This is a genomic window from Flavobacterium sp. (assembly GCF_017985075.1).
Taxonomy (GTDB): domain Bacteria; phylum Bacteroidota; class Bacteroidia; order Flavobacteriales; family Flavobacteriaceae; genus Flavobacterium.
Genome location: NZ_JAGNYF010000005.1, coordinates 42,429 through 56,503 on the forward strand (window position 1 = coordinate 42,429; position 14,075 = coordinate 56,503).

14 protein-coding genes are annotated in these 14,075 nt (G+C 31.4%); 10 read left to right on the forward strand and 4 right to left on the reverse strand.

Going from position 1 to position 14,075, the window contains the following annotated elements; genetic code table 11:
- Positions 1–29: 29 nt before the first annotated feature.
- Positions 30–1,700, reverse strand: coding sequence for an RluA family pseudouridine synthase (locus KA468_RS02290; RefSeq protein ID WP_291241330.1), 1,671 nt, complete (start codon positions 1,698–1,700; stop codon positions 30–32).
- A 161-nt stretch (positions 1,701–1,861) separates the two neighbouring features.
- Here KA468_RS02290 and KA468_RS02295 point away from each other — a divergent pair, with 161 nt between their 5' ends.
- The 4 genes from KA468_RS02295 (at position 1,862) to rlmH (ending at position 4,283) form a co-directional block, all read left to right on the forward strand.
- Positions 1,862–2,398 carry a DUF3575 domain-containing protein gene (locus KA468_RS02295; protein WP_291241331.1) on the forward strand — a complete coding sequence of 179 codons (537 nt, stop codon included), beginning with the start codon at positions 1,862–1,864 and terminating at the stop codon, positions 2,396–2,398.
- 98 nt (positions 2,399–2,496) lie between these two features.
- A complete protein-coding gene (locus KA468_RS02300; RefSeq protein ID WP_291241332.1) occupies positions 2,497–3,213 on the forward strand; it encodes a YebC/PmpR family DNA-binding transcriptional regulator in 717 nt (238 codons plus the stop codon).
- A gap of 104 nt (positions 3,214–3,317) precedes the next feature.
- On the forward strand, positions 3,318–3,725 hold the full coding sequence (locus KA468_RS02305; protein ID WP_291241333.1) for a GxxExxY protein: 408 nt from the start codon (positions 3,318–3,320) through the stop codon (positions 3,723–3,725).
- 84 nt (positions 3,726–3,809) lie between these two features.
- Positions 3,810–4,283, forward strand: coding sequence for a 23S rRNA (pseudouridine(1915)-N(3))-methyltransferase RlmH (gene rlmH / locus KA468_RS02310; RefSeq protein ID WP_291241334.1), 474 nt, complete (start codon positions 3,810–3,812; stop codon positions 4,281–4,283).
- Positions 4,284–4,429: 146 nt separating this feature from the next.
- On the opposite strand, the gene folP is transcribed toward rlmH, so the two are convergent.
- Positions 4,430–5,257 (reverse strand): dihydropteroate synthase, encoded by an 828-nt coding sequence (gene folP / locus KA468_RS02315; protein WP_291241335.1) that lies wholly within the window; start codon positions 5,255–5,257, stop codon positions 4,430–4,432.
- Positions 5,258–5,304: 47 nt separating this feature from the next.
- Between folP and KA468_RS02320 the strand changes: the two genes are divergently transcribed.
- The 5 genes from KA468_RS02320 (at position 5,305) to KA468_RS02340 (ending at position 9,458) form a co-directional block, all read left to right on the forward strand.
- Positions 5,305–5,847 carry a DUF1599 domain-containing protein gene (locus KA468_RS02320; protein ID WP_291241336.1) on the forward strand — a complete coding sequence of 181 codons (543 nt, stop codon included), beginning with the start codon at positions 5,305–5,307 and terminating at the stop codon, positions 5,845–5,847.
- A gap of 185 nt (positions 5,848–6,032) precedes the next feature.
- A complete protein-coding gene (locus KA468_RS02325) occupies positions 6,033–7,154 on the forward strand; it encodes a MauE/DoxX family redox-associated membrane protein (RefSeq protein ID WP_291241337.1) in 1,122 nt (373 codons plus the stop codon).
- 101 nt (positions 7,155–7,255) lie between these two features.
- Positions 7,256–7,747 carry a TlpA disulfide reductase family protein gene (locus tag KA468_RS02330; RefSeq protein WP_291241338.1) on the forward strand — a complete coding sequence of 164 codons (492 nt, stop codon included), beginning with the start codon at positions 7,256–7,258 and terminating at the stop codon, positions 7,745–7,747.
- A 117-nt stretch (positions 7,748–7,864) separates the two neighbouring features.
- Positions 7,865–8,614: a triose-phosphate isomerase gene (gene tpiA / locus KA468_RS02335; protein ID WP_291241339.1), complete on the forward strand. Its 750-nt coding sequence runs from the start codon at positions 7,865–7,867 to the stop codon at positions 8,612–8,614.
- A 70-nt stretch (positions 8,615–8,684) separates the two neighbouring features.
- Complete coding sequence (locus KA468_RS02340; RefSeq protein WP_291241340.1) at positions 8,685–9,458, forward strand: sulfite exporter TauE/SafE family protein; 774 nt, start codon at positions 8,685–8,687, stop codon at positions 9,456–9,458.
- A gap of 107 nt (positions 9,459–9,565) precedes the next feature.
- On the opposite strand, the gene KA468_RS02345 is transcribed toward KA468_RS02340, so the two are convergent.
- Both KA468_RS02345 and KA468_RS02350 read right to left on the reverse strand, forming a co-directional pair.
- Positions 9,566–10,138 carry a dual specificity protein phosphatase family protein gene (locus KA468_RS02345; protein ID WP_291241341.1) on the reverse strand — a complete coding sequence of 191 codons (573 nt, stop codon included), beginning with the start codon at positions 10,136–10,138 and terminating at the stop codon, positions 9,566–9,568.
- 54 nt (positions 10,139–10,192) lie between these two features.
- The gene (locus tag KA468_RS02350) at positions 10,193–12,127 is read right to left on the reverse strand and encodes an LTA synthase family protein (protein ID WP_291241342.1); all 1,935 of its coding nucleotides are present in this window, start codon (positions 12,125–12,127) and stop codon (positions 10,193–10,195) included.
- A 109-nt stretch (positions 12,128–12,236) separates the two neighbouring features.
- Between KA468_RS02350 and KA468_RS02355 the strand changes: the two genes are divergently transcribed.
- Positions 12,237–14,012, forward strand: coding sequence for a long-chain fatty acid--CoA ligase (locus tag KA468_RS02355; protein ID WP_291241343.1), 1,776 nt, complete (start codon positions 12,237–12,239; stop codon positions 14,010–14,012).
- The last annotated feature ends 63 nt before the right edge of the window (positions 14,013–14,075 follow it).

Below are 14,075 nucleotides of genomic sequence, written 5' to 3' on the forward strand. Positions count from 1 at the left end.
AACCTTGCCTCTTTGCGGTAAAAACAAACCTAAAACTCCGCTTCCACCAAAATCTCCATAACTTCCTTTGAAATCGGATGTTCAAACTGAATATATTCGGCGTGCAAATGCAATCTATCGGCTTTCGTACCATATAAATCGTCGCCAACAATAGGTGTATGAAGTCCTAAATTGTGAGAAGCGTGTACACGTAATTGGTGCGTTCGCCCCGTAATCGGATAAAAATGAACTTTCGTTTTACCATTTTTAACTTCAATGGTTTTCCATTTGGTTTGTGCCGATTTTCCGTGTTCGTAACACACTAATTGACGAGGCCTATCCTCTAAATCAACTCGCAAAGGCAAATCAATATATCCGTGAGATTTTTCCAACAAACCATCTAAAAGTGCAACGTAACGCTTTTTTATCGTTCTATTTATAAACTGACTTTGTAATTGTACGGCTGTAGTTTCATTTTTCGCGATAAGCATAATTCCGGAAGTAGACATATCTAATCGATGCACAATTAAAGGACCTGTGGCATCCGGATATTTTTCCTTAATTCGAGTATAAACCGAATCTGAAATGGTTTTTCCTGGAACGGATAAAAATTCCGTAGGTTTATTTATGGCAAGCATAACCTCATCTTCATATATAATTTCAATATCTTTTCCTGCTGCGTGATTCATAATAAACGGATTTTCTTCCATTTCTAAACCATTAAGCATATGTCCCATTAAAATGGGTTCGCATTTACTTTTACAAGACGGGTAAAATTGCTTGTGTTGACGTACTTCTGAATTTGGCGATTGTCCCCACCAAAATTCGGCCATACAAATGGGCTTTAAATCATTCTGAAATGCATAATGCAATAACTTTGGCGCAGCACATTCTCCTGCTCCTGCAGGCGGATTATTATTAAAAATTTCACCTAAACTTTTCGTTTCTTTATATTGATTAAAAAACGAATATTCCGCAAATAATTTTTGTTGCAATTGTGACGATTTTGCTTTTCGAACTTCTTTTAACTGATGGATTTCATTAGTAAAAATGGTTACTTTTTCTTCTAAAGCTTGTAGAGTCAATTTCCAATATTTGGTCATTTTTTTCAACACTATACTTTCTTGCTTACTGGCTTCGGATAATTCAACATTAAGCAATTGCACATCTGATTCGCTTAATGTAGTTTCCAGTTGATTTCGCTTTTCGTCTCGAAGAATTTTCTGCTCTTTTATTCGTGTTTTTTGTTGTTGTAATTCCGTTTCTGCTTGAATTTTAGCTTGGTTAAAATGTTCTAACGTGTTCAAATAATTGACATTTTTTTCTAAATTTTCAATTTCACGATTGTACGCATTAAGCAGTTCTTCCTCTCTTCTAAAAAAACTATTTTCGGTTAACATATCAAAAACTGTTGGAACAAAATACTGATGATGATTTTCATTCGCTAATTTACCTGAAAACGCCCATAAATAGCCTAATTCACCTTTTTCGTTTTGACAAACCAAAACACCAAACATTTTTCCAATAACCAAACCTTTCTGAGAGGCATCTAATCCAAAATTATGATCAAAATTTGTTTGTGTTACTAAATAATCTTGCAAAGAAGTAGCAGCAATTTCACTCAATTTATGTGGTTTGTAATAAAACGGAAACGTAAACTTTTCAGGCAATGGAATTCCTGAAATATCGGCTAAAAAAGGTTGAAAAAAATGGTTTTGCATTTCGCAAAGATAACATTTAAAAATTCCAAAAGTGAAATAACAAATTTCAAAAAATTACGTACTTATCATTTAAATATTTATAAACTCAAAAAAAAAAAGGGCAAACATTTTTTTTTGCTGCCTGCTTATTTTATTTTTGCAAGACATTAATTTTAATCATAATGAAAAAACTTACCATATTTTTTATATTTTTTTCAACAATTGTAGTTGCACAGCAAAGAGCAATAAAATTAAACCCTATTGGCTTTTTATTAAATGGAATTGAGCTAAGTTATGAAGAGAAAATCGAGAAAAATAACAGTGTTGAATTTACTGTTGCAACATCAAAATTTACTATTAATAATGATAGTAACAAAAACCAATTTAATGCAATTGGTTTTGAATTAAAATATAAATTCTTTACTTCTGACAACAACACTACCTTTGAAGGTTTTTACATTGCGCCTATTGCTCAATTTATAGATGCAAATAGAAAAAAAATTAACGGCGGTCCAAAAGACAACATTACACAAATTAGTTTTGGTGGAATTATAGGAAATCAATGGATAATAGGAAATAAAAACAAACCTGATGGATTTGTAATTGATTTATATGGAGGATTACAAGCAAATTCTGTAAAAGCCCCAATAACTATAGATGTAGAAAATATAAAAGGATTGAAAGCTCGTTTAGGAATCTCTATTGGTTATTCTTTCTAAATTTAAATTATTTCATTTAAGATAATAAAATCAAAATAGCATTAAATGAAAAATACTCATACTTTTGCAAAAAATTAATACATAAACTCAGTACAGAAATGGGAAGAGCGTTTGAATTCAGAAAAGGAAGAAAAATGAAGCGTTGGTCGGCAATGGCTAAAGCATTTACCAGAATTGGTAAAGATATTGTAATGGCAGTTAAAGAAGGGGGTCCAAACCCAGATGCTAACTCAAGATTAAGAGCCATTATACAAAACTCTAAGGCGGTAAATATGCCTAAAGAAAACGTAGAACGCGCCATTAAAAAAGCAACAGATAAAGACACCGCAAACTATAAAGAAATTTTATTTGAAGGGTATGCACCACACGGAATAGCCATTTTAATTGAAACCGCTTCTGATAACAACAACAGAACGGTTGCAAATATTAGAAGTTATTTTAATAAATGTAATGGCACAATGGGGACGCAAGGTTCAGTTGAATTTATGTTTGACCATACTTGTAATTTTCGAATTCCTGCTGCTGGACAAGACATTGATGAATTAGAATTAGAAATGATTGATTTTGGTGTAGAAGAAATTTTCGCCGATGAAGAAGACGGGATTTTAATGTACGCCCCTTTTGAAAGTTTCGGAGCGATTCAGAAAGAATTAGAAACAAGAGGTTTAGAAATTTTATCTTCTGGATTTGATAGAATTCCGCAAGTAACTAAAGAATTAACACCAGAACAAGTAGCGGATGTTGAAAAATTATTAGAAAAAATTGAAGAAGACGATGATGTGATGAACGTGTTTCATACTATGTTGGAAAATTAGTATCTAAACGTAAACTATTTTAAAAACTTCAGAGCAATCTGGAGTTTTTTGTTTAAAGAAAATTCTTAACTTTATGATTTAAAACACATAGAAACATAGATTAAATGTTAACAAAAAAATATTTAGACGACTTAACTTATGAAGTTATTGGTTCCGCAATTGAAGTTCATAAACAATTAGGTAGAGGTTTATTAGAATCGGTTTATCACGAATGTTTAAAAGAAGAATTATCACATAGAAAAATAAATTTTTTAACAGAGTTAAAAGTACCTTTATTGTACAGAGAAAAAGAATTAAATGTGAATTTTAGATGTGATTTATTTGTTGAAAATTGTTTAGTTGTAGAATTAAAATCAGTTACCGAAATGAATTCTATTTTTGAAGCACAATTATACACATATATGAATTTACTTAAAGCACCAAAAGGGATATTGATTAATTTTAATTGCTCAAATATTTTCAAAAACGGACAAAAAACTTTTGTTAATGACTATTTTAGAAATTTATTATGATAACGCTATATTTAACTATATAAAGTAAAACATCTAATCATACACATTATATCTATGTTTCTATGTGTTTAAAAAATTCTCGATATGAACATCAAACTTATTGCCATAGGCAAAACCGATAATAAAAATCTAAACGCTTTAATTGAAGAATATACCAAGCGATTGGGATTTTATATTAAGTTCGATTTAGAAGTAATACCGGATATAAAAAACGTAAAAAACTTATCGGAATCTGAACAAAAAACAAAAGAAGGGCAACTTATTTTAGGAAAATTAGCACCAACCGATCAATTAATTTTATTAGACGAAAATGGCAAGGAATTTAATAGCATTGGTTTTTCAGATTTTTTACAAAAGAAAATGAACTCTGGAATTAAAACGTTAGTGTTTGTTATAGGAGGACCTTACGGATTTTCAGAGGAAGTATATCAAAAAGCACAAGGAAAAGTCGCTTTATCTCAAATGACTTTTTCACATCAAATGGTACGATTATTTGTGATTGAACAGATTTATAGAGGTTTTACGATTTTGAATAACGAACCGTATCATCATCAATAGCTTCGAGAGCCTCAGCTACCTTTATAACCGTGTTGCCTCAGCTACCTTTATAAACGTGTTGCCTCAGTTACCTTTATATCAGTGTTGCCTCAGTTACCTTTATATCATTGTTGCCTGAGGCACTCGAAGGCAACAATAATAAAAAACTATGCCTTAAATTGCCCCATTAACTTCACGCATTCCACCGCCTCTTTTACATCGTGAACTCTTAAAATATTCGCGCCTTTTTGTAAACAAAACGCGTGTAAAAAAGTTGTTCCGTTTAAAGCCTCATCAGGCGAAGTTTCTAATGCTTTATAAATCATTGATTTTCTTGAAATGCCAGCTAAAATAGGTAAATCGTGAAATTGTAGCAGTTCTAAATTCTGTAGCAATTCGTAATTTTGTTCTAAAGTTTTCGCAAATCCAAAGCCAGGATCAATGATGATGTCGTTTAAACCAAAACGTCTCGCTTTCGCAATTCGTTCAGAAAAGTAAAAATTCATTTCTTTTAGTAAATCCTCATAATTGGCTAAACTTTGCATTGTTTTGGGTGTGCCTTTCATATGCATCATAATATACGGAACTTGCAATTTAGCGGCTGTTTCTAACATATTTTCATCTAACAAACCGGCAGAAATATCATTAATCAATGCTGCACCATTTTCGATGGCTTGTTTGGCTACTTCGCTTCTAAAAGTATCAATAGAAAGTAAAATATCCGGGAATTTTTCAACTAATAACTTGACAACAGGTATTACTCGATTCAATTCTTCTGTTTCGGAAACAAATTCAGCTCCAGGCTTACTGGAATAACCACCTAAATCAATAAATGTAGCACCTTCTTCAAGCATCTTTTCTACCTGAAATACAACAGAATCAGCATCGGTAAGTTTTCCACCATCAAAAAATGAATCTGGCGTTACATTAACAATCCCCATTACTTTAGGTGTTGATAAGTTGATGAGTGTTCCTTTACAGTTTATTGTTGACATCGTATTTTTTACTTATATTTGAAGTTTGATACAAATATAAAATAATAATGAGCAATACCTCACAAGAATACGACAAAGTTATAGCTGTTTGCAGAGAATTATTTACAAAAAAAGCGCACGATTATGGCACGGCTTGGCGTGTTTTACGTTTGCCTTCATTAACGGATCAAATATTTATTAAAGCGCAACGTATTAGAAGTTTACAAGAAAATGACGTAAGAAAAGTAGATGAAGATGAAACGTCAGAATTTATTGGTATTATCAATTATTGCGTGATGGCTTTAATTCAAATGGATAAAGGAATTGCTTCTCAACCTGATTTATCTGCAGATGAAGCGATAAAATTATTCAATCATAAAATTGAAATCACGAAAGAACTTATGGAAGATAAAAATCACGATTATGGGGAAGCTTGGCGCGATATGCGTGTGAGTTCACTAACGGATTTAATTATTCAAAAGTTATTACGCGTGAAACAAATTGAAGACAACCAAGGAAAAACATTGGTTTCTGAAGGTATTGATGCCAATTATCAAGATATGATAAACTATTCGGTTTTTGCTTTAATTTTAATGAAATTTGGAGAGTAATTGTTTCACAGAGATTCGCAATGTTAATCGCAAAGACACGCAAAAAATTACATTTAAAAATCTCAGTAAATACAATAACATTTCATTAACAACAGGTATCAATTTACTAACTTATATTTGATAAATTAAAAAACTCAGTGAAGCTCTGTGTAATCTTTGTGTAACTCTGTGAAACAAATAAAAAAATGAACAAAAAAAATATATCTTGGACGCTAAGAATAGTTATTGCTTTACTTTTTATAGTTTCAGCAATTGCGAAAATATCTAAAGGATGGATTTCTGATTTTCCATTTATAGATTTTTCTCCCTATTTTGCTATTTCTACTTTTGAAGTCAAACAACTTTTAACTTTAGGTTTTTCAGAATCACTTGCACCTTATTTTTCAAGAATATTAATTGGAATTGAATTTGCTCTTGGCTTTTTAATGCTAAGCAATCATTTCTTAAAACGCATTACCATTCCTGCAACGGTTGGTTTGTTGAGTGTTTTTATCATTCATTTGAGTTATGTTACTTTTTTAAGTGGCGGAAATTCAGGAAATTGTGGTTGTTTTGGCGAATTAATTCCAATGACTCCTATTGAAGCCATTATTAAAAACATTATCGCTGTTGGTTTGTTAATTTGGTTATGGAAAATTTCAGAAAACGATAAAAAATCGAATATTTGGATGTTAATCAGCATCACTTTAGCTTGTATTTTAGGTTTGTTTATGTTGGCACCAATGAAAGCGAGTACAGTTTCAATTTCAAATGGCAATGACAATATCAATACTGAAATTGATACTTCATCAATTGATTTAGACAAAGGTGCTACAATATTAACTAATGAAGCAGCTGAAAAACATATAGATTCAATTGAAAAAAACTTAATAAAAACAGATAAACCGGTTGAAGAAATCAAAAAAGAAGTAGGTCCAAAACAAGCCGTTTCGGGGTATTCCGACTTATATGCAGATATTGATAAAGGTCAAAAAATATTGTGTTTTTTCGTTCCAGGTTGCGAACATTGTAGAGATGCGGCAAAAGACATAAATGCTTTACAAAAAAAGCATAAAGATTTCCCAGCGGTGCAAATTGTATTTATGGATGAAGAACCGGAAAAAATTCCAGATTTCTTTAAATATGCTGGAAAACAATTTCCATATAAAGTGATTGATGTTGTTCAGTTTTGGACTAAATTAGGCACAGGAAAAGACACGCCTGGTGTAGTATATTTACACAACGGAAACGTAATTAAATTTTTTGATGGTATTTCCGAAAAAGCATTTAACAGTAAAGCATTAGAGAAAGTTATATACAAAAAATAATAACGCAGAGATACACAAAATTACACAGAGAAACACAAAATATTTTTGCGAATCTTTGCTTTAACTTTGCGAATCTTTGCGAAACAACTAAAATCAATATTATGAAAAAAATCTTAGCTACATTAGCATTAGGACTTGGGTTAACATCTTGCCAAGCACAAACTGAATTTTCAAAAGAAAGTTTAACTGCAAAATTAATCAACTCTGAAAATCAAGGCATTACTTTTGAAGAAATTTTAAAACAAAATCAAGGTAAAACCGTGGTTATTGAAGTTTGGGCTTCGTGGTGTGGTGATTGTGTTAAAAATATGCCTCAGGTTAAGGATTTAAAAGCCAAATATCCAGAAGTGGCTTATGTAAATTTATCTTGTGATAAAAGCTTTGATGCTTGGAAAAGCGGCATTGAAAAGCACGAGGTTACGGGCGAAAATTATCTAATTCCAGATGGAATGAAAGGCGAATTTGGATCTTCAATAAAATTGGATTGGATTCCTCGTTTTATTGTAATTAACAAAGAAGGAAAAATTGTTTTATTCCGCGCCATCGAAAAAGACTTCGATAAAATCATTGAAAGTATAGAAGCATCTAAATAAAATATCATAAACAAAAAAAACATTTTTTATTATTTAAACACAGATTTGAGAAATTTTAATAATTTTAATAATTTCTTCAATCTGTGTTCAAAAAAAATGTTGTAACTAAATTAAAAAATGAAAAAAAACATCGTAGCCGGTAACTGGAAAATGAACAAAACCTTACCGCAAGCCATTGAATTAATCAATGAAATTAAAAACAATAAGCCAAATAATTCAGCGGAAGTTATTTTAGCTACTCCTTTTCCTTATTTAGCAAAAGCTATTGAATTAGTAGCAGGTTCAGATATTAAAATTGCAGCGCAAAATATGCATCAAGCAGAAGGTGGTGCGTTTACAGGTGAAGTTTCCGCTTCAATGTTAACCAGTGTTGGCGTAAACACTGTAATTTTAGGTCACAGTGAAAGAAGAGCTTATTTTCACGAAAATGATGCCTTATTAGCTAATAAAGTAGATACTGCAATAGCACACGATATGACCGTTATTTTTTGCTTTGGCGAAGAATTAAAAGACAGACAAAGCGACAATCATTTTAACGTTGTGGAATACCAATTACGTGATGGTTTGTTTCATATTTCAAAAGAAAACTGGAAAAATATTGTATTGGCTTACGAACCTGTTTGGGCAATTGGAACTGGCGAAACGGCCTCTCCAGAACAAGCACAAGAAATGCATTTATTTATTAGAAATTTAGTGGACAAAGTTTTCGGGAGAGAAATTTCAGAAAATGTTTCCATCCTTTACGGTGGTAGTGTAAAACCAGACAACGCCAAAGAAATATTTTCTAAACCAGATGTTGATGGCGGATTAATTGGAGGCGCTGCATTAAATGCCAACGATTTTTTCGGAATTATTAATGGAATATAATAGTCAAAAAGTTTTAAAGTCATAAAGTCGAAAAGTTTGTGACTTTAAGACGTTATGACTTTTGACTTATATGGAATATATCCTAATTCCTATTGTAGCATTACTTGCTTCTGTCCTAACCTTTTTCTCTGGTTTTGGATTGGGAACGTTGTTATTACCCGCTTTTGCATTATTTTTTCCTGTTGATGTGGCGATTGCTTTAACAGCGATTGTACATTTTTTGAACAATGCATTTAAATTCGTTTTGGTTAAAAAACATATTAATTGGAAAATTGCAATACAATTTGGAATTCCTGCTTTGATTTTTGCATTACTTGGGGCTTTTTTGTTAGATAAAATTACCAATGCCAATATTTTAGGCGAATACACCATACAACAATACGTGTTTCAAATTACATTGATGAAAGTTATTGTGGCTGTTTTACTAATTTTCTTCGCTTTATTTGAATTACTTCCAAAATTAAAAAACCTACAATTTCAAGAAAAGTATTTGCCTATAGGTGGTATATTAAGTGGCTTTTTTGGTGGGCTATCTGGACATCAAGGCGCATTACGAAGTGCGTTTTTAACGAAAGTTGGCTTATCTAAAGAAGCATTTATTGCGACAGGTGTACTTATCGCTTGTATGATAGACATAAGTAGAATGTCGGTGTATTTTACCAACATTTCAAAAGTAAAAGATAGTTTGAATTTGAATTTACTTATTGTTGCAACACTTGCTGCGTTTATAGGTGTGTATTTTGGAAACAAATTGGTAAAAAAAATAACCATAACAACCATTCAGAAAATTGTGGCACTTATGATTATTGTATTTGCGATTGTTTTGGGCTTTGGGATTATTTAGATAGGTACACAGATTGAACGGATGTAACAGATTCGCACAGATTTAATTAAAAGTTTGTCAATCTGAACTTGTTTCAGATTCTATTTCTATATTCTATTTTCTATATTCTATTTTCTGTCTCCCCTTTTCACATAACTATGCAAAAAATCACCTTTTGGTTTTCCTAAATCGAAAGAACTAAACTTGGTTAGAAAACGGGTTTCTGTTCTCGCTTCATCTCTGTCCCAGTTTTCATATTCTATACGATAAATGGCAGAATACATTTCGGCACGACCAACACCGTGAAAACAATGAATTAATACTGGATAATTTGCTTTGTTGTCCATCACTTTAAAAAAAGCTTCTAAATTTTCTGGCTTTGGCACTTGATCTGAACCTATATTGAAATAATTCAATCCTTTAATTTTAGCAGCTGCTTCTTTTTCTGCAATAAGTTCAACTGGAATTTCTGGATTATTTACATCGTCACCCGTTCCTGGAAAACGTAAATCGATGATGCTTTTAATTTTGTGCTCTTTTACAAAATCGGCAATATCTTCAGGTGGAATCACGCCACTCTTGTATACTTTACCTTCAGAAATTACTTTTAAATTATGGTTTATTTTATAATCATAAAAATAACTCTTTGCCCAAAAAAGTGCAGCAATTACTATAACTGAAACTAATATTTTCTTTTTCATTTTACTACTCTAAAATTACTTTTGACTTTCGACCTTCGACTTCCGACTTTTGATTTAATTACTCAACTTTTTATCTATAATTCTATTAAAATAATCTTGAAGAAACCCTTTACAGGCCGTCTCCATATCATTCATTTCTTTGTTTCTTTTTCCAATTAAATTGTGCAATTGTTCTTTATCCTCTTTACTGTAAAAACCTACGGCAACTTTTCCGTCAAAAGCACAAACATAATTTCCTTTAGCAAAGTTATACATTCCTGTATTATAATTAATTACAAAAGGTTGAATTCCTTGTTTTTTATCCATTAAACTTCTACCCCAACTTCTAAATGGTTTATTATATCCAATAATATCCATAACTGTTGGAAAAATATCAATATGTTGAGCCAACTCATCGTTTACCCCTTTTAACTTATATTTTGGTGAATAAAAAAGAATCGGAACAGCCAATCTATTCATAATTTTATGATAATATTCTTCATTATAATTAACCAAATTACAATGATCAGCGGTAATAATAAATATAGTATTTTCAAACCACGGTTCTTTTTTAGCGGCTTCAAAAAACTTTTTAAAAGCATAATCTGTATACCCTACAGGCTGATGTATTGGGTTGGTTCCTTTTGGAAGTTTATTTTTAAACTCATTTGGTACCACATAAGGTTCGTGTGAAGTTACCGTAAAAATGGTACTAAAAAATGGTGCTTTCTTTTTGCTAATTGTTTTATTCATAAATTGCATAAAAGGCACGTCCCAGATTCCCCACGAACCATCAAAATCGGCATCATTTCCGTATTCTGTCATACCATAATAATGATCAAATCCTAAAATATTTCCAAAACCTAAAAATCCCATAGAGCCGTTTGGTGCACCGTGAAAAAATGAAGTATCATACCCTTTACTTTTTAAACAAGAAACCATAGAGCCAATTTTTTGTTTGGCATACGGAGAAGATGTAAAGGCATCTTTAAAAGAAGGAACACCAGCTAATATAGATGACATACCGTGTATGGATTTATACCCGTTGGCATACGCATTGGTAAAAATTAAACTCTCGGATGCCAAGGAATCAATAAAAGGCGTATAACTCACATAATCTTTAATATTTGTATTTTTATTAAACGCACCGATATATTCTCTACCCATACTTTCGGTGATAATTAATACAATATTTGGTGAAGTTGGAGTATTAGAATCGTACAACTTAATGGGTTGAAAATTTGCATTGACAACTTCTTCTGGTATGTTAAAATCGGTTTTTTTAAAAGTCTGAACACCTAACGTTCTTAAAAACGAAAAAGTAGAATTTAAAACCAAATCGGCTTGTTGTGATTTTTTTACAAATCTGTTGGCGTCTACTAAATTAATTGGTCGAGTACTTTTCTTAAAATCACCTCGAATCCCACCAATACATAAAGTGGCAATTACTAATACCCCAAAAATAGATTTTGCAACATATTTTAACTTAGCATTTTCTACTAAATTGTGTTTCACTTTTACTTTTTGATACAAAAATACCCACAAAATAGCTACCACAATAAACAACAAAAACACGTGCCAATAGGTAATTAAAAATCGAAATAACATACCGCCTTTTGATTCTTCATTTTTTACCAAATCCCAAGCGGCAAGTGTTAATCGAGAAAAATTGTATTTGTAATAAATTAAATCGACAAAATTAAAGGCGTAAAAAAATAAATTTGAAATGAAATACAAATAAAATAATCCTTTTTGATACTTCGGTTTTGTATTTATAAAAAATGGTAAAGTAGACAGTAAAATAAATAGCCCATTTACATATAAAATGGCCGTGGTATCAAAAACTAATCCGTGATACGAAATCTGTAAAAACTCAGTTACTGAATTTACATCCAAAATATCGTAATTATACGTGTAGAATAAAATTCGTGCTATAAAATAAAACAAATACGCCAAACCTATTCGGTAAAACAACACGCTGTATTCGTTTAATCTGAAAAATGATTTCATTTAATTAATATTTAATTGATGCAAAATTAACAATATTCAAAGTTTTTCGGTGAAATATTTTTATAAAGTTCTATTTTTTTATAAATTGCAGTTTAAAAAAACTTTTTATATGAAAAATGTAACACGACTTTTTGATTTTCCTTATTTTCAATTAGAAAATTACAACTTACCAGATGCATTGGTAACTAAAAATGGTTCTGATTGGATTAAAACTTCTACACAAGAATACATCAATAAAGCCAATGCTTTATCAAGAGCCTTATTACATTTAGGTGTTGAAAAAAATGATAAAATTGCTATCATTTCTTCAAACAATAGAACAGAATGGCACATTTCAGATATTGGAATTTTGCAAACTGGTGCGCAAAACGTACCTATTTATCCAACAATTTCTTCTGAAGATTACGAATATATTTTAAATCATTCCGAAGCAAAATACTGTTTTGTATCCGACCAAGAAGTGTATGATAAATTAAAAGCTGTGCATGCAAAAATTCCATTATTACAAGATATTTATTCGTTTAACGAAATTTCTGGTTGCAAAAAATGGCGCGATTTGTTAGAAACTGGTAACGATACCGCAAACCAAAATGACGTAGAAGCTCGTAAAGATGCCGTTTTGCCTTCCGATTTAGCAACTATAATTTATACTTCAGGAACTACAGGTCGACCAAAAGGCGTAATGCTATCTCACGATAATATTGTTTCTGATGTATTAAATTCAGACAAAAGAATGCCATTACGAAAAGGAAGTACACGTGCGTTGAGTTTCTTACCGATTTGTCATATTTTCGAAAGAATGTTAACGTATTTGTATCAATATGGTGGAATATCTATTTATTTTGCTGAAAGTATTGAAAAAATATCTGACAATTTAAAAGAAGTACATCCGCATGTAATGTCAGTTGTACCAAGACTTTTAGAAAAAGTATACGATAAAATTTACGCAAAAGGTGCGGATTTAACAGGAATTAAAAAGAAATTATTCTTTTGGGCATTGGATTTAGGAATGGCATTTAAACCATATAATGAAAATGGTGCCTTTTATAATTTCAAACTGGGTATTGCCAGAAAATTAATTTTCTCCAAATGGCAAGAAGGTTTGGGTGGCGAATTGGAACTTTTAGTTTCTGGAAGTGCGGCACTTCAAACGCGTTTAACCAAAGTATTTACAGCGGCTGGAATTCCGGTTATGGAAGGATATGGATTAACTGAAACGTCTCCAGTAATTACGGTTAACGATATGCGAAATGGCGGATTCAGAATTGGAACTGTCGGTAGAGTAATTGAAAACGTTGAAGTTAAAATTGCTGAAGATGGCGAAATTCTTTGTAAAGGACCAAACGTAATGATTGGGTATTACAAAGATGAAGCACAAACCGCAGAAGTAATTAAAAACGATTATTTCCATACGGGTGATATTGGTGAGATTGATGCCGATGGCTTCTTAAAAATCACAGATCGTAAAAAAGAAATGTTTAAAACGTCTGGTGGTAAATATGTTGCACCACAAGTATTAGAAAATTCATTCAAACAATCTCGTTTTATTGAGCAAATTATGGTTATTGGCGATGGCGAAAAAATGCCTGCTGCTTTCATTCAACCGGCATTTGATTTTGTAAAAGAATGGGCAAACAGACATAGTATTGATTTAGGAAATTCTAATGAAGACCTTTGCAACAATCCAAAAGTTATTGCACGTATTCAAGAAGATATTGATGAAGCCAATAAAAAATTTGGTAATTGGGAACAAGTAAAACGTTTTGAATTAACGCCAGATGTATGGTCAATTGATGCAGGACATTTAACACCAACCATGAAATTAAAACGTAAAATAATCAAAGAGAAATACCAAACCCTTTACGATAAAATTTACAACTCTTAATATGAAATCGCCATTAACAACAACTTTGCGTAAGCAAACACCAATAAATAAAAAGGCGATACC